Annotated in this window: 17 protein-coding genes, 2 tRNA genes and 1 riboswitch; of the genes, 17 read left to right on the top strand and 2 right to left on the bottom strand. The window is 52.9% G+C overall.

Annotated features, from left to right (window positions below):
* Window positions 1-12 precede the first annotated feature (12 nt).
* On the bottom strand, window positions 13-1581 hold the full coding sequence (gene thrC, locus ABKA16_RS04305; protein WP_381000554.1) for a threonine synthase: 1569 nt from the start codon (window positions 1579-1581) through the stop codon (window positions 13-15).
* A 76-nt stretch (window positions 1582-1657) separates the two neighbouring features.
* Between thrC and ABKA16_RS04300 the strand changes: the two genes are divergently transcribed.
* The 7 genes from ABKA16_RS04300 to ABKA16_RS04270 all read left to right on the top strand — a co-directional run bounded on the left by ABKA16_RS04300 (window position 1658) and on the right by ABKA16_RS04270 (window position 7207).
* Window positions 1658-2335, top strand: coding sequence for a hypothetical protein (locus ABKA16_RS04300; protein ID WP_381000556.1), 678 nt, complete (start codon window positions 1658-1660; stop codon window positions 2333-2335).
* Entirely contained in the window at window positions 2328-3068 is a 741-nt protein-coding gene (gene nadD, locus ABKA16_RS04295) for a nicotinate-nucleotide adenylyltransferase (RefSeq protein WP_381000558.1), read from the top strand. Before ABKA16_RS04300 ends, nadD begins: the two co-directional genes overlap by 8 nt.
* A 78-nt stretch (window positions 3069-3146) precedes the next feature.
* On the top strand, window positions 3147-4178 hold the full coding sequence (locus tag ABKA16_RS04290; protein ID WP_381000560.1) for a ribose-phosphate diphosphokinase: 1032 nt from the start codon (window positions 3147-3149) through the stop codon (window positions 4176-4178).
* 73 nt (window positions 4179-4251) lie between these two features.
* Window positions 4252-4322: transfer RNA gene (locus tag ABKA16_RS04285), tRNA-Gln, on the top strand.
* A gap of 101 nt (window positions 4323-4423) precedes the next feature.
* Window positions 4424-5815, top strand: coding sequence for a bifunctional UDP-N-acetylglucosamine diphosphorylase/glucosamine-1-phosphate N-acetyltransferase GlmU (gene glmU / locus ABKA16_RS04280; protein WP_381000562.1), 1392 nt, complete (start codon window positions 4424-4426; stop codon window positions 5813-5815).
* A gap of 57 nt (window positions 5816-5872) precedes the next feature.
* A complete protein-coding gene (gene rsfS / locus ABKA16_RS04275) occupies window positions 5873-6343 on the top strand; it encodes a ribosome silencing factor (protein ID WP_381000564.1) in 471 nt (156 codons plus the stop codon).
* On the top strand, window positions 6344-7207 hold the full coding sequence (locus ABKA16_RS04270; protein WP_381000566.1) for a histidine phosphatase family protein: 864 nt from the start codon (window positions 6344-6346) through the stop codon (window positions 7205-7207).
* Here ABKA16_RS04270 and ABKA16_RS04265 read toward each other — a convergent pair.
* The gene (locus tag ABKA16_RS04265) at window positions 7204-8859 is read right to left on the bottom strand and encodes an amino acid permease (protein ID WP_381000568.1); all 1656 of its coding nucleotides are present in this window, start codon (window positions 8857-8859) and stop codon (window positions 7204-7206) included. The two genes, ABKA16_RS04270 and ABKA16_RS04265, sit on opposite strands and share 4 nt — an antisense overlap.
* 60 nt (window positions 8860-8919) lie before the next feature.
* A riboswitch (Lysine riboswitch) is annotated at window positions 8920-9126 on the bottom strand.
* 216 nt (window positions 9127-9342) lie between these two features.
* Between ABKA16_RS04265 and ABKA16_RS04260 the strand changes: the two genes are divergently transcribed.
* From ABKA16_RS04260 to tsaD, 10 genes are all read left to right on the top strand, one after another.
* Window positions 9343-9415: transfer RNA gene (locus ABKA16_RS04260), tRNA-Ala, on the top strand.
* Window positions 9416-10225: 810 nt separating this feature from the next.
* Window positions 10226-11176 carry a magnesium transporter CorA family protein gene (locus ABKA16_RS04255; RefSeq protein WP_381000570.1) on the top strand — a complete coding sequence of 317 codons (951 nt, stop codon included), beginning with the start codon at window positions 10226-10228 and terminating at the stop codon, window positions 11174-11176.
* A 132-nt stretch (window positions 11177-11308) separates the two neighbouring features.
* Window positions 11309-14263 (top strand): leucine--tRNA ligase, encoded by a 2955-nt coding sequence (gene leuS / locus ABKA16_RS04250; RefSeq protein ID WP_381000572.1) that lies wholly within the window; start codon window positions 11309-11311, stop codon window positions 14261-14263.
* 266 nt (window positions 14264-14529) lie between these two features.
* Window positions 14530-15105: a ComEA family DNA-binding protein gene (locus ABKA16_RS04245; RefSeq protein WP_381000574.1), complete on the top strand. Its 576-nt coding sequence runs from the start codon at window positions 14530-14532 to the stop codon at window positions 15103-15105.
* Window positions 15106-15121: 16 nt separating this feature from the next.
* Entirely contained in the window at window positions 15122-17092 is a 1971-nt protein-coding gene (locus ABKA16_RS04240; protein ID WP_381000576.1) for a ComEC/Rec2 family competence protein, read from the top strand.
* Entirely contained in the window at window positions 17055-18041 is a 987-nt protein-coding gene (gene holA, locus ABKA16_RS04235) for a DNA polymerase III subunit delta (protein WP_381000578.1), read from the top strand. The genes ABKA16_RS04240 and holA overlap by 38 nt, the downstream gene beginning before the upstream one ends.
* Before the next feature lie 12 nt (window positions 18042-18053).
* The gene (gene tsaE / locus ABKA16_RS04230; RefSeq protein WP_381000580.1) at window positions 18054-18680 is read left to right on the top strand and encodes a tRNA (adenosine(37)-N6)-threonylcarbamoyltransferase complex ATPase subunit type 1 TsaE; all 627 of its coding nucleotides are present in this window, start codon (window positions 18054-18056) and stop codon (window positions 18678-18680) included.
* An 18-nt stretch (window positions 18681-18698) separates the two neighbouring features.
* Window positions 18699-19634, top strand: a complete 936-nt coding sequence (tsaB, locus tag ABKA16_RS04225) for a tRNA (adenosine(37)-N6)-threonylcarbamoyltransferase complex dimerization subunit type 1 TsaB (protein WP_381000582.1) — start codon at window positions 18699-18701, stop codon at window positions 19632-19634.
* Window positions 19635-19642: 8 nt separating this feature from the next.
* Window positions 19643-20113: a ribosomal protein S18-alanine N-acetyltransferase gene (rimI, locus tag ABKA16_RS04220; RefSeq protein ID WP_434156650.1), complete on the top strand. Its 471-nt coding sequence runs from the start codon at window positions 19643-19645 to the stop codon at window positions 20111-20113.
* A complete protein-coding gene (gene tsaD / locus ABKA16_RS04215; RefSeq protein ID WP_381000586.1) occupies window positions 20106-21152 on the top strand; it encodes a tRNA (adenosine(37)-N6)-threonylcarbamoyltransferase complex transferase subunit TsaD in 1047 nt (348 codons plus the stop codon). The genes rimI and tsaD overlap by 8 nt, the downstream gene beginning before the upstream one ends.
* Window position 21153: the final 1 nt, after the last annotated feature.

Raw genomic sequence — 21153 nt, 5'->3', positions numbered from 1 at the left:
CAATGCGATACTTCAGCCCGCTGCCTGTTCTACATAGCCGGTCATATCGGCAATATCTACTGTGTCGTTGAACCGGACCGGGGCACTGTCTAAACTGCGCAGCTGCATCGGGGGCGTAGTGCCGCTTACAGAACTTAAAATATCCATACACTGGAAGTCCGACAGCCCGTTTTTGCCTGGAGCCGTGAGCGCGCCGGCTTCGCCGGGAACGCTGCCGGGAATACTGTCCAGGGCGCTAAGGACAGTCCGCGGGAACTTGTAGGGGCTTGCAGTAGACAGCAGTATCTGCGGCCTTTCAGGGCTGTTCCCCTGCGACTGCATCATAACATGATAGCCGCATGCTGTATGGGGGTCGATTATATAACGGTAGGATTCCCAGCAGCTGGTAATAGCGGATGCAACGTCATTTTCATCTGCCCACCCGCAGCTGAATATTTCCCGGATTTCTGCCAGAAGGCTTGGAGATATGCTGAAACTGCCGGTCCTGTCGAGATCATCCATAAGGTGGCAGATCAGCGCCGTATCGCCGCCGGACACGTAGTACAGCATGCGCTCGAGGTTGGAAGAAACTAAAATATCCATGCTCGGCGAGGATGTCGCATAAAACTCGCGGTTACGGTTGTATATGCCTGTTGTCAGGAAATCATAAAGGACATTATTCCTGTCGCTGGCTACAACAAGCTTCCCCACAGGGAGGCCCATGAGCCTGGCGTAATATCCGGCAAGGACGTTGCCGAAATTGCCGGTTGGGACGATAAAATCAATCGGGCTGCCGGCAACAACCGCATTGGTTTCAAGCAGCTGTGCGTATGCAGAAAAGTAGTAGGCTACCTGGGGGACGAGCCTGCCTATATTGATCGAATTTGCGCTGGACAGCAGCGTATGGGCTTTTGTGCCAAGCCTGTCCGCTAGGGGCTGATCCGTAAAAATATGCTTGACAGCAGTCTGGACGTCGTCGAAATTCCCTCTGACAGCGCAGATCCGGACGTTGCCGCCGGGCTGCGTGGCCATTTGCAGGCGCTGGATATCGCTGACTTTCCCTTCCGGGTAGAAAACCGTGATCGCCGTTCCCGGGCAGTCGGCAAATCCTGCCAGGGCTGCCTTTCCGGTGTCGCCGCTGGTAGCTGTGAGGATCATGATGCGTTTACCGGCACTGGGGTCTGCAGGTTCAGCTGCGGCCGCAGCCTGTGCCATGAACCGGGGGAGTATCTGCAGGGCGATATCTTTGAAGGCGCATGTAGGGCCATGGAAGAGTTCGAGGATGTAATGGCGTGCTCTATGCGTACCGTCTGCGGCTGCAAGCCTGTGTACTGGGGTGATGCGCGGATCGTCGAAGGCATCCCCGTATGCGCCGGCAATGCATCCGTCCAGTTCCTGTCTGGTAAAATCGGGCAGGAGGGCATGCAGCACTGTCCGCGCAATATCAGTATAGCTTTTTCCGGCTAATTCAGACGCATCAATATGATGTCCGGCTAACGAATCATTGACAAACAGCCCGCCATCATCCGCGATGCCTTTCAGTATTGCCTGTTTGGACGTCAAATGGCTTTCTGTGCTGCGTGTGCTGTGAAAGGATTCCATAACCACAGTCTATTAAGCTGTTAAGACCTGAGCATAATACATTTTCGTCCTCAGTGATTGGAACAATGGGATTATTATGAGCTATCCCAAAGAGGACATCAAGCGTTTGGAACGTGAACAGCCGCGGCTGTGGCTGCGTATCGTTTCTGAAAGGCTGAGTACTGTACGTTACGTTTTCGTAGTGACTATAGAAGACGGGCTTCCTACTGTAGCCCAGCGGGCTGCGCTTGAATATGCTGATGCTATGCTGATCGGATGGCCTCAGCCGGGTTCGCGGGATGTCCAGGATATACCTGACGAAAGCCTTGATTCGGTTGCAGCTGATATTGAAACAATTGAGAAATATATTGATGAATTCCGACAGGGGGAGAAGAACGGCGATGCCGATACGATGGCGGAGGACCTCAACCGGATAAGCGAGTGTGTAGGCAATGTGCGCAAAGTCTACCAGCCGGATTTCCTTCTGCCGACGTATGCAGAAGTCCGCCGATACGTAGAAAAAGAGTGGAATAACGATATGGACCAGATAGAATCTGGCGCCCGGGAGTACCTGGATATGCAGGACCAGGGGATCGCTTCCGAACAGATCGTGCAGAACCTGGAGGCTGACAGCGGCACGGCAGGATCGGCAGTGTCGGTAACATCAACAAATATAACGCAGGCTCCGACGGGTGCAGCAGATGCCGGTACATCAGGCGATAGGGCAGAAGGAGCATCCGGTAGGGCAGGAAAGGGCAAAACGCATAATGGGTGATGCAGGATCAGGAAGGGCAGGGCGGGGTCCCGGCAATGCCCCTCCTGTGGGTGCTTCTGAACGCAGTATGTCTGACCTCAGCAGTGAAACAGGCGTCAGGCATCGTAAAAGGCTTTCTGCACGGGGGAACAGGCACGATATCCCCAGAGTCGGCATCATGGGCGGCACTTTTGACCCGATCCATAACGGGCATCTTGTTGCAGCATCTGAAGTTGCCTGGGTATATGATCTGGATGAAGTGGTTTTTGTCCCCACAGGAAGGCCTGTATTCAAGCTTGATGCGGATGTAACGAATGCAGAAGACCGTTATCTCATGACCGTTATCGCAACAGCATCGAATCCGCAGTTCATTGTGTCGCGCGTAGATATCGACCGTCCGGGGGTCACCTATACTATCGATACGTTGCGCGATATCAGGCAGCTGCGTCCAGATGCCGAACTTTTCTTTATAACCGGTGCAGATGCCCTTACGGAGATCATGAAGTGGAAAGATGCCGGTGAGATGTGGGACCTTGCGCATTTTGTGGGGGTATCCCGCCCAGGGTATTCCCTTGACCTGAAAAAAGCCGGTGCCCCCGGGCACGCTGTGGATCTAATGGAGATCCCCGCCCTGTCGATTTCTTCTACGGATATACGCCGCCGGGCACGCGACGGGGAACCGGTATGGTACCTGGTCCCTGATGGCGTGGTGCAATATATTGATAAACATGGCCTTTACCGTAGCGCGCATTGATACCGACGCACAGAGCCCCTTCTTGGGTTATCTGCCTGTTAGTATGGAGTTGTTCCAAACACTGCGAATAATGGAGACATGGTGAGCGTAGTTCTTGAAGGCCAGCCGGACAAAAACCTCATTTTGGTTACTGGCAGGGCAGACCCCAAACTTGCGCAGGATGTTGCAAAATATCTTGGAATCGATGTTTTGGAAACGACTGCTTATGACTTTGCTAATGGTGAGATGTACGTCCGTTACACGGAATCTGTCCGTGGCGCGGACGTTTTTGTTATGCAGAGCCATACAGATCCTATCAATAAATGGATCATGGAACAACTGATCATGATCGATGCGCTCAAGCGTGCATCGGCCCGGTCCATCACAGCGGTGTGCCCTATGCTCGGGTATGCCCGCCAGGATAAGAAACATCGCGGCCGGGAGCCTATTACCTGCCGTCTGGTTTTCGACCTGTTCAAAACCGCCGGTGCCGACCGTGTTATGTCTGTTGACCTGCATGCTGCGCAGTCCCAGGGGTTCTTTGACGGTCCCGTAGACCATCTGCAGGCTATGCCCGTACTTGTTGAATATGTGCGTACACGTGTACCGCTTGATAATGTGGCCCTGGTGTCGCCTGATGCGGGACGTATCCGTGTTGCAGAGCAGTGGGCGCTGCGTCTGGGGGGCTGCCCGCTGGCATTTATCCATAAGACCCGCGATATTACCCGTCCCAACCATACCGTGGCCAACCGCGTTGTGGGCGATGTCTCCGGCAAAGACTGCGTCCTCGTTGATGACCTTATTGATACGGGCGGTACGATTGCTGAAGCGACAAAAATCGTCCTTGAGGCTGGGGCAAAATCTGTTATCGTTGTGGCAACCCACGGTGTCCTTTCGGACCCTGCCGTGGAGCGCCTGAAGAACTGCGGTGCCTGCGAAGTGGTTTTGACTGATACAGTTCCGATCCCTCCTGAGAAAAGATGGAAGGGCCTGACGGTCCTGTCTATCGCCCCGCTTCTTGCCGGAGCCATGAAAGCTGTTTTCAGCGATGGTTCTGTGGCCAGGCTTTTTGAAAACTATCCCCGGTATCATGGGGCTGATATACCTTTGGCCTATCCGCGTTCGGAATAAGATAGCTGCAGCTGTGTGCCGGTGACCAGCGGGTATGCCATAATAGTGCTTTGTGGGCGCTGCGGCGCCCAATTCCCCCATGGTGTAATGGCAGCACACGGGTCTTTGGAACCCTTAGTCTTGGTTCGAGTCCAGGTGGGGGAACCTGTGGTTGCGTAGCCGTTGCGGCTGCGCAATTTGCGTATAACAGGCAACACACGACAGGCGGGGCGGGATGCCCTGCAGATAGGAATCCAGGAAGAGATATGGCAAGATTGGATTGCGCGATTATCCTTGCAGCGGGGGAAGGGACCCGCATGAAATCGGATACCCCTAAAGTACTTCATGATTTTGCTGGAAAGACTTTTCTCCGGCGCGTTATGGACAGCGTCAGCGCGCTTCATCCGCGCAATGAGGCTGTGGTCGTCAAATACCAGGCAGAGCGGGTCGCGCAGGCGGCGCGGTCGTATAACAGTGATGCGGTTATTGTTGAGCAGGATGAGATCGCCGGGACCGGAAGGGCCGTGCAGTGTGCTGTTTTTGAACTGGAAAAACTTAATGAATTCCATGGGACTGTGCTTATTGTTGCTTCTGACATGCCCCTTCTGGATACTGCAACCCTGCATCAGCTCCTGGAAGCCCATGAGGCCCATAACAATGCAGCGACTGTCCTGACAGCAACCCTGCAGGATCCCTTCGGATACGGCCGTATTATCCGCGATCCGCAGGGGAACCTTCTGCGCATAGTGGAGCAGAAAGATGCCAATGCGAGTGAGCTGCTGGTCACAGAAGTGAATACGTCAGTATACGCATTTGATGCTGAAGTGTTGTCCCAGGCTGTCTCAGGGCTGTCTGCCGATAATGCGCAGGGGGAATTCTATCTTACTGATGCGCTGGAAACAGCACGGGAGATCGGGCATGTCGGTATTTTCCAGTCCCCTGATAACCTGAGTGTTGAAGGCGTCAATGACAGAGTGCAGCTTGCCGCATTGCTCAAGGCGCATAATATCCGTGTGTGCGAAGGCTGGATGCGTGAAGGTGTCACAGTTATTGATCCTCAGACAACGTGGATAGAAGATGACGTTAAGATCAGCCCTGATGCGGTTATCCTTCCGGGGACATATCTTAAAGGTTCAACTGCCGTATCGTCGCATGCCGTGATCGGCCCGGATACTACCCTTATCAATACCCAGGTTGATGAGGGCGCTGTAGTTGAGCGTTCCCGCGCAGAGGATTCCCGTATAGGGGAGGGGGCTGTGATCGGCCCATGGACGTACCTTCGCCCCGGCAATACGCTTGGCCCGCATACAAAAGCGGGGGCATATGTGGAAATGAAAAAGGCGGTTATAGATGAGGGGACGAAAGTGCCGCATCTCAGCTATGTGGGAGATGCGCATATCCACGAAAATACCAACGTCGGCGGAGGCACGATCACCGCAAATTATGACGGGGTGCATAAGAACCATACGGAAATCGGCTCCCATGTCCATATAGGTGCGGGCAATATGCTTGTAGCCCCGGTAACAGTAGGAGATAATGTTACTTCCGGTGCCGGCAGTGTTATCCGTCATGATGTCCCTGATGATGCTATGGTCTATTCCGAAAATTCACAGCATACAGTTGAGCAGTGGAAACCGGCCTGGGAACGTGAAAAATAGGCAGCGGATAATATAAAACAGGGAATAATAAAATAAAAATAACGAAAGCGAGAATTTATGCCAGCAGTACAGGATTCCATTGATTCAGTGCGTATTGCCGCTGCAGCTGCAGACAGGATGAAAGGTGAAGATATTATTGCCTTTGATGTCACTGAGCCGCTTGCAATCACCGATATCTTCCTCATTATTACGGGGGACAATCCGCGTCAGGTACTGTCTATTGCCGAAGAGGTCGAAAAGCAGATGCATCTGCAGAAGGGGATAAGCCCCCGCGAACGTGAGGGTGTCAGCGAGGGGCAGTGGATACTGCAGGATTACGGTGATTTTGTGGTGCATATTATGGATCGGGAATCACGCGAGTTTTACGATCTTGACAGGCTGTGGAAAGAGTGCCCGCGTATCGGCCTCGGGCTTCCTGAGCATACCGATGATGGCCAGAAGGGCGCCGTCGGGGCTGCTGATGCTGATACCTATGATGAGGCAGCCTCGGCAGATAACGGCCGGCCGGCTGAAGGGGCACTGGGTTAAATGGGGCAGCATGTACATTCAATATTCCTGATCCGGCACGGGCAGACTTCATACAATGCCCAGCACCGTTTCCAGGGGCAGATAGATATCCCGCTTAACGATATCGGGCGCTGGCAGGTCCGCCAGACCGCTGCTGAACTCACTCGCCTGTATGTGCAGTCTGACGGCGATAACACATTTGATGTGCAGTCGGGCGTAAATGGTGTGATCAATGGTGACGGAGAGCGTGTTGAGGTATTTTCGCGCGGTGCTTCCGCATATTGGGGCGGGCAGCCGGCCTCTCAGGGCGGAAGTGTGCCCTCTGCCAGGCATCAGATCGTAGTGAGCTCGAATCTCGGAAGGGCCCAGGAAACTGCACATACATTTGCTGATCCGCTGGGGCTTCCGGTCCATGTAGACGAGCGCGTAGCTGAACGCAATTTCGGTGACTGGGAAGGCATGTCGATGAATGAGGTCCGTGAACAGTTCCCCGAGGATTACGTCGCATGGGAGCGGTTTGAAGGCGGGGAGCTCAGGCATGGGGCAGAGCTTAAGGAGCAGGTCGGTACGCGCGGAGTCGCAGCTGTCACAGACTGGGCAGCCAGGGCAGGCAGTGATACTGATCTTTTTGTTTTCTCGCATGGAGCGTGGATCAATCAGACCGTGCAGACCCTTTTGCGGCTAACTGATACATATCCGGATTTTGCCAGCCTGGTATCTATGCGCAACGCTTTCTGGGTAAAGCTGTCCGGGCTGGATATGCCTGACGGTTCGGTACGCTGGCGTCTGGAAGAATACGAACATGGGCCGGTCGCTGCTTACATTACCGACTGGAATAATCCCGACCTTTCCGAACAGGCCAGCCTTTCCAGCCTCCAGGCCTAACTCATCTCGGTCTTCTGTACTTTGTGCGTGGCTGCTGTATGAGCAGTTCCTCCGATACCAGCCGTTTTATCATGCTTATCATGTTTATCGTGCTGTATGCTGAGGCTGTCGAGATCAATATCTTTAAGAGGGATGACTTTAGTGCGGTTCCTGATCTTGTATCCTAAATACAGGATCAGGAACAGCGGCACGGACATGTAGGTGACACATATCGCCTGCCAGTTGAGCGTCCTGAAAGAATTCAGATCCTGCCCGACTATGACCAGGATACACAGGATAAAAGCAAGGACAGGACCAAAGGGGAACCATTTCGCGTGGTATTTCATTTCATCAAGCGAATGCCCCTGTGCTATGAACGCCCTGCGGAAACGGAAATGCGATATGGCGATCCCCGCCCATGCTATAAAACCGGTGAGCCCGCTTGCTGCTACAAGGAATATGTAGATGTCGTTCCCGAAGATACTTGTCAGAAAAGTCAGAAATGCAACAAATGTTGTCCCTAACAGTGCAGGTATGGGTATGCCATGGAAATTGACCATACCGAAAATGCCAGGCGCATGTTTTTCTTTGGCAAGGGCATAGAGCATGCGTGTGGAAGCGTACATACCCGAGTTTGCAGCAGAGATAACAGATGTGAGGACTACTGCATTCATGATAGCGGCGGCTGCTGCGAGCCCTGCGCGTTGGAAAACCAGGGTGAATGGGCTCATTGCAATGTCTGTTGCTTCTGATCCCAGCAGGCTGGGGCTGGTGTAGGGGATGATGCAGGCGATAACAAATATTGAGAGGATATAGAACAGGAGTATCCTCCAGAATACCTGTTTGATGGCTTTGGGGATGCTTTTCTCCGGTGTGGCGGATTCGCCCGCAGTTATACCTATAAGCTCAGTCCCCTGGAAGGAAAACCCGGCGACGGTAAATGCCCCAAGCACTGCGGGGAAACCTCCGACGAAGGGTGCCTCTTTATATGTGAAATTAGACAGGAAAGTAGCTTTTCCGCCAATGATCCCGGCTATGGTAAGGGTCCCTACGATAAGGAAGATGATAACGGTTATAACTTTTATGAGTGCCATCCAGTATTCAGTTTCGCCGAAGGACTGCACAGCAAGTACATTGATGAGGAAGATCACAGCAAGGACGGCCAGGGAGAATACCCAGACAGGCACTGACGGGAACCAGTACCGCAGGACTATGGCACTGGTCGTGGTATCTACGGCAACAGTGATAGCCCAGTTGAACCAGTAGTTCCATCCCATCGCGAATCCGAGGGCAGGGTCGACAAAGCGTCCCGCGTACGTGGCAAATGACCCTGTTACGGGCATATATGTAGCCATTTCGCCGAGTGATGTCATCAGGAAATATACCATGATCCCGATTGCAGCGTATGCAGCAAGGGCCCCGCCGGGACCGGCTGAATGGATACTTGCCCCGCTGGCAACGAAGAGCCCTGTGCCGATGCTCCCGCCAAGGGCGATCATGGATACGTGCCGGGTTTTCAGGGCGCGCCTGACTGTGTTGCCGGAACGCGGCTGCTCAGGCTCTGAACTTTGCGCTGCTTCCGCCTGTATGCCTGGCTGCTTTGCTGCAGCGTACCCGGTATGTGATGGTGAACCGTCCTGCTTGCCCTGGTGATGGCTTCCTGAATTGCTCATTTTCCTCCGTACATCTGTGGTATAACGTGTTCCAGAGGCTGTGCGGCTTAAGCAGAACCGGATCTCGATAGCGCTCCGCAGCTGTCCGGGCCTCTGCAGTGCAGAAACCGTACAAACTACGACAGTCTTTGATCTTTTGGATCAAAGCCCAGCGTACGGCTGAAAAAGCGGCCGTGCGCTTCGGCGTTTTCCCCTTTCGCTGTTTATCGTTGCTGCTTTTCAGCTCCAAACAGGTACTGATGTCAAACGCGACCTCTGGTCGATGGAACAATTATGGGTTCCCATGCGGACAAAGGCTGCCTGTGCAGCCAAAAGATGGCTTTGCTACTTATCATGCTTGCTGATAGCATGCAGGCATCCTGCAGCCGTATAAACGAGGAAAATCAAGGCGTCCAGTGGATCCTGAGAGGTACCCGACACGCTGATAATTCAATCAGGGATAGCTAAAATACTCCCTATTCGCTAAAATGATTTTCGTACTTCGGGGCTATGGCGCAGTTGGTAGCGCGTCTCAATGGCATTGAGAAGGTCAGGGGTTCGAATCCCCTTAGCTCCACTTCTATAAAGTATGTGGAAGCCTTGGAAACATTAGTGTTCCAAGGCTTTCTTTTTCCCGTCCCTATAATGTGCCCACGTTTGCCCATGTTTGCCTATCTGTCATTATCCTCTTTTACTGTCTTTCAGATAATTGGGAGTACTTGACTGCAGATAGCTTTGCTTAGAGAAGTGCCGAAGAGGAATGCCGGATTTAAAGGTGCTATAATAAAGACTAAACTCGTATGAGTTTTTCATTTTATATCCTTTACTCCTGCCCATTGAGGGCAGGAGGTTATGTTTTTTACTACTGGGTATAGTGTGCTAAGAGTGTTTATATACCTGTTTACTCTCCTCTAGAAAATTGGCAATTTCCAGCTCCAGAGGGCTGGCGCGGCTGTGGAGCCTTTCCTGGTGTGGAATTAGCTTTCACAGATGCAGGAGGCTGGAACTGGCTTAGAACGTCAAGAGGGGAGTTAAGATCGCTTGGTAAAGTAAAACCAATCATATACTACGAAATTTGGTATCCATATGGATATCACAGCTGAAGCCTGTTAGTTTTGCCTGAATAGCTGCCGGATTCCAGAGGATCGCTCGTATCCATGCGCTAAGGCTCCTCGGCTTTATATCGAAATTGATCTTATTCATTTAAAATTGTAAAGATCCATAATGACAGATCCCGGTTGCAGATAAAATAAGCTATACTCTGCACGGTGTTTTAATCTACTTATAGTGAAGGGGTAACGTTCAATTTTTACTACGTATTTACTTCAGTATAAAATATAAGGTTATGATGTAAAGCTTACTCGGTGTATTGAGGGCGGTGATGACTATGATGCGTATATTTAATACGATTGACGGGCAGACAGAGCAGGTCTCGAAGCCTGAACGCGGCGCATGGATATCACTTGTTGACCCCACGGATATAGAGCTTTCGACGGTTTCACAGAAGCATAAGATCGACCTCGCAGACCTGCGGGCCCCTCTGGATGATGAAGAGCGCTCACGTATTGATGTTGAAGATGACTATACTATGATCATCGTTGATATCCCTACTGTCGAAGAGCGTGCTGAGCGGAACTGGTACAATACTATCCCTCTGTCTATTATTGTGACTGACGGCGTGATCATTACTGTATGCTCGCAGGATACCCCGCTTCTGCACCCGTTTATGGACGGGACTATCCGCGGGTTCAATACTTTTATGCATACACGGTTTATTTTGCAGATACTTTACCGGAATGCGGCAATGTATCTGCGGTATCTGCGTATCATTGACCGGGAATCCGACAAACTGGAGATCAGGATGCAGGATTCCACGCAGAACCGTGAGATCCTCATCCTCATGGAGCTGTCTAAGTCTTTGCTGTATTTCACCACAAGCCTTAAATCGAATGAAATAGTGCTTGAGAAGCTGACCACCTTGAACCGTATCAGGCCGTACGAGGATGATAATGATCTGCTTGAGGATGTGATCACAGAGAATAAGCAGGCTATCGAGATGGCAACTATTTACCAGGGCGTTCTTCAGGGGATGACGGATGCGTTCAGTTCCATTGTGTCGAATAATGTGAATAATGTTATGCGGGTATTTACTATTATTTCCATCGTCCTGACCATCCCGACCCTTGTATTTTCGCTGTACGGCATGAATTTCCCGTGGATGCCCTTCCTTGACAAGCCGTGGGGTTTTGCGACAGTTATGCTTTCCACCCTGGCCATTACCGTGGGCGCCACATGGTGGCTTATGCACAGCCGGTTCTTCAAAGTGGGCAAAAGCTGAGCTGCCCTCGGCCTACCTTCAGCCGCTGTCCCATCCCTGCTGCGCGGTATAAAGTCTGTATTATAAAATCTGTAAAGTCGTAAACAGCGGGGATAATTTCATACAGGAGTTTGCAACAGATACAGGAGAATTATGAGCACCGATTCCGAACCCAGGTACAGGTATACTGCGCAGGCTGCGCAGGCCATAGAGAAACACTGGCAGGATGTATGGGACAAGGAAGGCACATTCTGGGCCGGGAATGTGAAAGGCCATCTTAAAGATTATCAGGGGGACCACGCGGACGGGCGTACCCCGTATTTCGTCATATCCATGTTCCCCTACCCGTCAGGTAAAGGCCTGCATGTAGGCCATCCGCTCGGATATATTGCAACAGACGTTATGGCACGATACCACCGCATGAAGGGTGAAAATGTGCTGCATACTATGGGATACGACGCTTTCGGCCTTCCGGCGGAGCAGTATGCGGTGCAGACCGGGCAGCATCCGCGCATCACTACTGAACAGAATATTGCCAATATGCAGCGCCAGCTTCGCCGTATGGGACTCAGCTTTGATTACCGGCGTTCCCTGAAAACTATAGACCCTGAATATATCCGATGGACACAATGGATCTTTTCACGGATATATGATTCATGGTATGACGAAGGTTTTGTCCGTGCCGATGGGGCGAAAGGGAGTGCACGGCCAATTAGCGAGCTTGAAGCCCAGTTTGAATCAGGAGACCGTGAAATCCCGGGATTCGAGGGTACGGGGAAGCAGTGGAAGGACCTTACCCATGCCCAGCGGGCTGATATCCTTAATGATTTCCGGCTTGCGTATATTTCCAAATCCCCTGTCAACTGGTGCCCGGGGCTCGGGACCGTGCTGGCCAATGAGGAAGTGACAGCGGACGGGCGCTCAGAGCGGGGCAATTTCCCTGTGTTCCAGCGTGAGCTGAGCCAGTGGTCCATGCGGATCACCGCGTACGGGCACCGGCTTATAGAAGATTTGGATACTATCGACTGGCCTGAAAAAGTCAAACTGATGCAGCGTAACTGGATAGGCGAGTCGCATGGGGCTTCTGTGCGTTTCGGCATATACAGCGCTGACGGCAGCAGGCTTGGACAGGATCTGGAAGTTTATACAACGCGGCCCGATACCCTTTACGGCTCAACTTTTGCCGTTGTTTCCCCCGAGCATCCGCTCCTTGAAAATGTACCTGAGCAGTGGGAAGCTGATATCCCTGGCCGGTGGACGTCCGGATACAGTGACCCGAAATCTGCCGTCCGCGAATACAGGAAGACCTCAGCAGCGAAAACAGCCCGCGACCGGATAGAAGATAACGGGGCTAAAACCGGCTTCTTTACAGGGCTGTATGCCAAAAACCCTGTAACCGGGACGCTTTTGCCTGTTTTTTCTGCTGATTATGTGCTTATGGATTATGGGACTGGTGCCATAATGGCAGTCCCGGGCGGCGACCAGCGGGACTATGAATTTGCTGATGCTTTCGGCCTCCCCGTCATCTACACAGTAAAGCCTTCCGATGGTTCGCAGGACAGCCTCGGCAATTATGAAGGGAAATCTGCTTATATTCTCCATGACGGCATAGTTATCAATTCTCCCAGGGACGCTGATGAGTATACGGGCACTGCGCCTTCACTGAACGGCATGTCAGTTGACAAAGCTGCTGAGGCGATGGTTGCATGGCTTGAACGTGAGGGGGCAGGCGAAGGGAGAGTCTCCTACAGGCTGAGGGATTGGCTTTTCTCCCGTCAGCGTTACTGGGGGGAGCCGTTCCCTATCGTTTATGATGATGAAGGGGTAGCCCATCTGGTGCCTGACAGCCAGCTTCCTATAGGCCTGCCTGACGTCCCGGATTATGCTCCGCGCACATTCGACCCTGAAGACAATGAGTCAGACCCTGAAGCGCCGCTGTCACGCAACCCGGACTGGGTAAACGTCACCCTTGACCTGGGGGATGGGCCTCAAACCTACCACCGTGATACCAATACCATGCCTAACTGGGCCGGATCATGCTGGTACTATATGCGCTATATTGATCCGCATGACAGTGCGCATATGGTTGATAAAGATGAATTCGCATACTGGCTTGGCCCCCGGCACAACCCTACAGCAGGGGATGCCGGCGGGGTAGACCTGTATGTCGGCGGCGTGGAACATTCTGTGCTTCACCTGCTGTATACACGGTTCTGGCATAAAATCCTTTTTGACCTGGGGTATGTGAATTCCCCGGAACCTTTCCACAAGCTTTTCAATAACGGGTATATCCAGGCATATGCATATACAGATTCCCGGGGGCAGTATGTCCCGGCTGCAGAAGTCGAAGAAAAGGATGTGGACGGTGTATCTGAATATTCCTGGAAGGGGCAGAAAGTCAGCCGTGAATTCGGCAAGATGGGCAAAAGCCTTAAAAATATCATCACGCCTGACGAAATGAGCAGACAGTATGGTGCTGATACTTTCCGGCTGTACGAGATGAGCATGGGGCCCATTGACGAATCCCGCCCTTGGGATACCAAAAATGTCATCGGCGGGATGCGGTTCCTGCAGAGGCTGTGGCGCAATGTGATTGATGAAAATACAGGGGAGGTCTCTGTTACGGAGGATGCCCCTGACGGTAAGACCCTTAAGCTGCTTAACAATACTATCGCCGAAGTTACCGAAGAGATTGAGGGTATGCGGCCGAATACCGCTATCTCCAAACTGATCGTGCTGAATAACCATCTGACTACAGTGAAGGCGGTGCCCCGGTCAGCGGTAGAGCCGCTGATCCTTATGCTTTCCCCGATAGCTCCGCATATATGCGAAGAGTTGTGGAACAGGCTGGGGCATGCGGAATCGATAGCCCATGCGCAGTGGCCTGAAGCAGACAGCCGGTATGTGGGCCAGGACACGGTTACTGCCGTGATCCAGATAAAAGGCAAGGTCCGCGGCAAGCTTGAAGTCCCCGCCGATATCAGTGCTGAGGAGCTGGAAAAGCGTGCATTGGAAAGCGAGGCAGTGGCCAGCAGGCTCGGAGGGAAAGCCCCAAGGAAGGTGATTGTAAAACCGCCAAAAATTGTGTCGATTGTTCCGGCAGAATAGCATTCCGGGGTTACTGTTACTGGCAGGCCTCCGGTTCCGACCTGAGAGGTTTCGGCTGAGAGGTTCCGGCCGGGACGCTGCAGCTGCCGGATACGCGGCTGAGGCCTGTTGTCAAGCGTAAGGCAAGGTGTGTTATCCACATTCAGCCACAGCTTATGAAAATGGTGCCATAAACGATGGTTATATGGCACCATTTCTGTATGCGGCACGGTAAGATTCCAGGACGGCACCGGGATATTTATGCACACCCATCCCACCGGTTTTTTATGACGCCCGCGCAGGCGGTATGCATCATCCTTATCCTCGTCACAGGGCTGTGTGCCAGCCTGACCCTGCTTATCATACAGTCTTCAAGCATACGGTCACTTCAGCAGGCGGTGGGTATTGCTGCGTCCGGCCGCAGCAGAGACACCAGCCGGCATCAGGATCACCAGGGGAAGGATGGGGACGCCGCGCAGCACAGTACCGGAGATTCTGGCAATACAGGCAGTGCAGCCGGGCAGGCAGAGGAAAGTGAGCAGAGCCGTACGCTTCAGCAGGAAGCAGAGCAGAAGGGAGGGGCTGCCGGGATGTCCGGACAGCCCTCACAGGGTACCGGGATTTCGGGCAATGGAGGAAATCCCGGAAGTACGGGGAAGCAGGATATGCGTATCAATATCAATTCTGCTTCTGAAGAGCAGCTTGAAACAATAAAAGGTATAGGGCCATCTACTGCAAAGAAAATTATCGCTTACCGCACATCCCACGGCCGTTTCACATCTGTTGATGAGCTTCTCAACGTTGCAGGGATAGGGGCAAAAACACTGGCAAAAATCCGCGGCAGCATCAGTGTATCCGGGTAGCGGAGGCGGCGGAACGATGAAAAACAGTATCTATAAGGATTTCAGATTATGCATTGTTGCCGTGGCTTTATGGGCAGCTGCGCTGATATGCCATATGAGGCCCGAGATGATCCCCGGTTTTGCCATTTCCTGCGGAGCGGGTATCGTAGCAGGCTCTGTAATAGTGTGGCTGTGTGCCGGCAAAGTGCCTCGCCTGCGACCCGGTATCCTTGTGAGTGCAGGGCTTTATTGTATTGTGTGCTCGGTCGCCGGCCTGTGCATGGCTGTCAGCGTATGCGTATATGAAAATACGGAACAGTCAGATATCTCTGCGTTTGGTATATCTGGCATGCATGGCAGGCATGGCACTTTTAATGCTCCTGGCGCATCCGGCATACTTGGCACCCTTAGCGCACCCGGCAGAACTCAGCTGTCTGGTTCCAAAGATACTTCTTCCGCACCTGTATCAGTGTTCGTGCGGGCAGAATCGCCGATGACGGCTTCCGACAGGAGAAGCTTTGACTGCAAGATCGATGCGCATATTACGCATGTAGCCGATGCCGGCGGCGTCCTGTCAGCTGTTTCGCTGCCTGTACGTTTATATGCGAAAGGCGGGTCATGCATATTTGAAAATCATGGATACTTTGCTGTTACAGGCGCAATATCCCGGGCCCAGTATGGGAAAGTCCCATACTGGATATCTGCCGGCAGCAGGGCAGGGGGACCGGGTGCTGCTTCTGCAGAGATATCCGTAAAACTTGTGGAGAAGCCAAAACTATGGTTCAGATATATAAACAGGATGCAAAATGCATTTATCGCACAGACACAGCGTCTTTCGCCGCAGGGAAGGATACTTGTTCCGGGCCTGACCTTAGGTGTTATGGGCAATGAGTCCTTCCTCGCGGATAATACTTCGGCATCAGGCAAAGTATCCGGGAACGGGGTACGGGGAAGCGGTGCTGTTCCGGAAAGGCAGGCAGGGATAGGCAATGCAGGCCCGCCATCCATTCCAAGCGCATATATTTCCCGTATTAAAAATTCTTTCCTCAATCTGGGGATCATGCATCTCATGGCTGTTTCAGGGAGCCATTTTGCCCTTATCGCAGTATTCCTCAGATGGATACTTGTCCGGCTGCATGCGCACCGGAAGACAGTAGCCGGCGTGACAGCATGCGGATACTGTGCGCTTTATATGTTTATGTACCCTTCAGACTCCATAGTAAGGGCTCTGGTTATGGGGATGCTGGGGATACTTGCATTATTCGCAGGCATCCTGAAAAATGCATTTTCACTGTTAAACCTTACGGTCATAATGGTCCTGCTTATCTGCCCATCCTATGCATGGAGCTTCGGATTCGCCCTGTCCTGTTCTGCTGTTTACGGGATATTCCTTTTCCATCCCGGCCTGTGCGGGATACTGTCACGGTATATCCCCAGAGCTGGCGCACAGGCTGTATCCCTTACTGTCTGTGCCCAGCTGCTGAGCCTTCCGGTAAGTATCCTCATAACGCCATCAATACCTGTACTGTCTGTGGCTGCGAACCTTGCCGTTGCGCCGTTCGTATCATGCGCAACAGTATTTGGCATAATAGGGTTCATAACGTGTACTGTATGGCCTTCCTTATCTTTCGGCTGTGTGTGGCTCGCTTCGGGGTTTACCCAGGTAATGAATGCTGTATCCCTATGGATGTCGGACAATCCGTGGTGCGCGGTGCCGTGGCCTTCGGGGATAAAAGGTGTGATGGTTTTAGCTGCGGTATATAGCGCATTCAGCGTGGTAGCCATTGCTGTGCGGATTGCACGTGCTGTGAAGACAGATGCTGCAGGAATAAGTAATGATGCTGAACTGCATATAGGACCGCGTGAACGGATACAGAGGTACCGGGATGATATCCGCCGAAGTATTTTTGTTTCCCGCTGGCAGCAGGGCGCTGAAGCGGTTTGTCCACCGATAAAGGAACAGTGGAAGCATGCCGCAAGGAAGGATACATATCGTCTCAGGTGCTGATGATTTTCTGGCAGCCCAGCGTGTACGCGAGCTTAAGGATAAAGCGCATGCAGCACTGCCTGATGCTGAGGTTATAGAGCTCGACGCGGCATCCTGCACATCCTTTGATTTCGATGAGGCGGTCAGCCCCTCCCTTTTGTCGGATGCATCAGTTGTTGTCATTTCCCATGGGGAGGACATGGCTGAAGATGTTGGGAGGGCGCTGGTCAGCTACTGTTCAGATGCCCGGGCATCAGCCAGCCCCGCAGCAAGTATCGTTATCGTACAGCATAACGGTTCTGCAAAGGGGAGCGGCATTATCAGAAGGGCACAGGCTGCGGGTGCTGCAGTCGATAAAGTTGCGGACCTCAAGAATGCAAATTCGCGGACGAACTTCGTCAGACAGCGTTTTGAAATGTATGGCCGGCGTATCAATAATGATGCTGCACAGTTCATAGCGGATACTCTAGGGGCCCGTACCGGTGAGATCGCTGCATTATGCCGCCAGCTGTGTGATGATTTCCCCGATAACCCTATGACACTTGCTATTGCCCGTACCTATCTGTCTGCGGACCCTCAGGTCACAGGTTTTACTGTTGCCGACTTGGCTATTGGAGGGGATCTTGCGCAGGCTATTATTGGTATGCGGAATGCCGTGATACAGGGGATAGATCCTCTGGCGATCCTTGGGGCGATTGCTGTAAAGATCCGGTCAATGGCAAAGGCTTCAGCTGTTGACCAGGGCAAAATCACCCCTGCTGAGGCAAAAATGTCGCTCTGGCAGCTGCGAAATGCACGCCATGATGTGCGCGGGTGGACTTCTGAAGGCCTGGGTAATTGTATCCAGATTGCAGCATGGGTCGATGAACAGTGCAAAAGCAATGGGGCGGACCCACTCTATGCAATGGAATATCTTCTGAAAGCTATCGCATCCAAGGGGAATATCCGGATGGATGGGATAAACAGATAAAGGCCGGTAAATATGGTTTATACAGAAAGCAGTCCGGATATTATGCTGCGTGCTGCTACTGCCGACGATATGCGCGCCTGCGGCAGCAGTATTGCGAAAATTATGCATTCTGGCGACGTTATTGTCCTTTCAGGACCTTTGGGTGCGGGGAAAACAACCTTCAGCCAGGGGATAGGCATGGGGCTTGATGTGGAGGGGGCAGTTGTATCCCCAACTTTCACTATTGCCCGGGAGCTTGACGGTCATTACAGCGATGGTTCGCCGGCCCATCTTATCCATGTTGATGCATACCGGCTCCCCGGATCTGATAATGACAGGAGCCTTCAATCACAGGACCCGCACAATGCAAAAAACCGGCTTCTTGATGAGCTTGAGTCGCTCGGCCTTGATGAGGAGCTTGAAGATCCCCGCCCGGGTACCTGCATACTTATAGAATGGGGGTCTGCGATGGCGTCCGTCCTGTCGGACAGCCGGCTGGAGATCAGTATTACACGTCCTGTAACTTCAGCCCGTACATCAGACGGGTTTTTATCAGATGGCGGGGAACGAGCTGTCACCCTCCATCCTGTAGGCGCGGCATGGGATAATCGTCTGGGCTCTTTACAGCAGAGCTTGGGGGCCGGCAGCGATAAGCGGTAATTATGATAGACAAAGATAATGATGATAGGTAAAACTGATAAAGGTGCATACGAAGATATGTCCTCAGCCTCTTTGGGACACTGTTTAGTCATTGATACGTCTTACGGGTCCTGTGTTGGTATCATTGGCTGCAGCCCGATCGTTGAGGCTGATTCCCGATGCCATGTTGAAAAGCTGCAGGTGAATATTGACCGGGCCATTTCTGATGCCGGTCTGGGCTACGGCGATCTGGATACCGTTATTGTGGGGACTGGGCCAGCCCCGTTTACAGGGCTCCGTGCCGGGATAGTTGCTGCCCGTGCCCTTGCTTTTGCAGAGGATATCCGGATCATAGGGCAGGATATCCTGGAACCGCAGGCTTTATGGCGGTCATGGGCCAGGAAGGGAGACCCCGGCAACCATGATAACGACGATAGCGGTACGTACCATCTGACGCTGGCTGTTAATGACGCCCGGCGTAAGCAGCTGTATTATGCGCTGTATGGTGAGGCCCGTCCCGGATCCGGATATGCCCGGCCGGCGGATAGCCGCGATGCGCTCCCTGACATTTTTATCCCTATGGATATCGCTTCAGCAGAAGATATAGCAGATTCAGTTTTGTCATATCTCAGCAGCCATTCTGCCGAGATATGCGCGCAGGCCGGCCGTTCCCGTATTGCTGTTGATATTGTGGGGAACGGCAGTAAAAAATACAGGTTCGCATGGGATATTTTCGGGGATTCCCTGGGGCAGGTCGTTGAGGGAACCTGCCTGTCCGACAGGTCACCTGAGGGGCTCGGCATATTTGCTCGAACCGCTTGGGCTCACTGCAGGGCAGGGGATGCATGCGGAACAGAGCCTTTATATTTGCGGCGGCCTGATATTACTATTCCATCAGCTGGGAAACACAGGCTGGGACAGACGTCCATATCGCTTTCACTGGGTTCCGGAACAGAAGGGCCTGCCCTCTCATGATCAGGAAAATGGCTGAACGCGATATTGCCCGTATCGCAGAACTTGAGACAGAACTTTTTGGTAAAGAGGCGTGGAACGAAGATATTATCAGACAGGAACTGGCGGCTCCGTCACGCATGTATATTGTGGACGAAGATAGGGAGTCAGGCGATATCTGCGGATATGCAGGCCTCTGGTTTGATTCGGATGACGCCCAGATCATGACTCTTGGCGTCAGTAAGAAATATCAGCGCCAGCACAGAGGGCAGAGGCTGTTAGATGAGCTGTGCCGGGCTGCGGCCGGTTTTGGAGCCGGACGTATGCTCCTTGAAGTCCGTGTCGATAACGGTCCCGCTGTCAGCCTGTATAAGAAAAACGGGTTTGAGCTTATGGGTATCCGCAGGCGGTATTACCAGCCTGAAGATATTGATGCATATACTATGGCCCGTACTGTTGCTGAAGGCCGTAAGGGGGATTTTCAGGAGGACTATCATGAGTGAGCCGGTAGTTTTAGGGATCGAATCGACATGTGATGAAACGGCGGCTGCTGTTATCCGCGGACGCACGGCGCTGTCCAATGTTGTGGCGTCCTCTATGGATGAGCATGCCAGGTATGGAGGCGTCATACCTGAGCTTGCTTCCCGGGCACATGCCGAATCCTTTGTCCCCGTTGTTTCGAAGGCGCTGTCAGATGCCAATATGGATCTTTCCGATCTGGATGCTGTTGCAGTCTCGGCGGGCCCGGGTCTCGCCGGTTGCCTGGCTGTTGGGGTCTCAGGGGCGAAGGCACTCGCTGCGGCAGCGCATAAACCGCTGTACGGCGTTAACCATGTTATCGGGCATATCGCGGTTACGCAGCTGCAGTTCGGCGTATTTCCGCGGGACGTCCTGGCCCTTATCGTTTCAGGCGGCCATACTTCGCTGCTGCATGTACGCGATGTAGCGCGTTCTGTTTCTGTTGTCGGCACTACCCTTGATGATGCTGCCGGCGAGTGTTTTGACAAGATCGCCCGGCTTCTGGGATTCCCGTATCCGGGCGGCCCCTATATCGACAGGCATGCGCGCAGCGGGGACCCGCACGCAGTCAAGGTACCGCGGGGGCTGACCCAGGGAAGGTCTGCTGCCCGGCATCCGTATGACTTCAGCTTTTCGGGCGTGAAAACGGCAGTGGCACGGTGGCTGGAGGAGCAGGGTGCTCTGGGTAACAGAATCCCTGTTGACGATGTCTGCGCTTCACTGGTTGATTCAGTGGCAGCAGTACTTGCCGACAAATCCGTACAGGCATGCAAGGCCTTTTCCTCGGATACGCTGATCGTCGGAGGTGGGTTCAGCGCCAATTCGCAGCTGAGGGCTAAGCTGGCTGAAACCGGGGCGCGCAGTGGAGTCAATATCCGTATCCCCGAGCTTAAGCTGTGCACAGATAATGGTGCGATGATCGGCATGCTGGGCGTGAACCTTATAGAAGCGGATATCAGGCCTTCTTCGCCCGGATTTTCTATTGACTCCTCCATGCCGATGGACCGTATCTGCATGGAATAGG

The organism is Scardovia wiggsiae (assembly GCF_051045985.1).
Lineage (GTDB): Bacteria > Actinomycetota > Actinomycetes > Actinomycetales > Bifidobacteriaceae > Scardovia > Scardovia wiggsiae.
The sequence above is the reverse complement of the archived record's forward strand: the minus strand, read 5'-3'. Positions and strand labels throughout refer to the sequence as shown.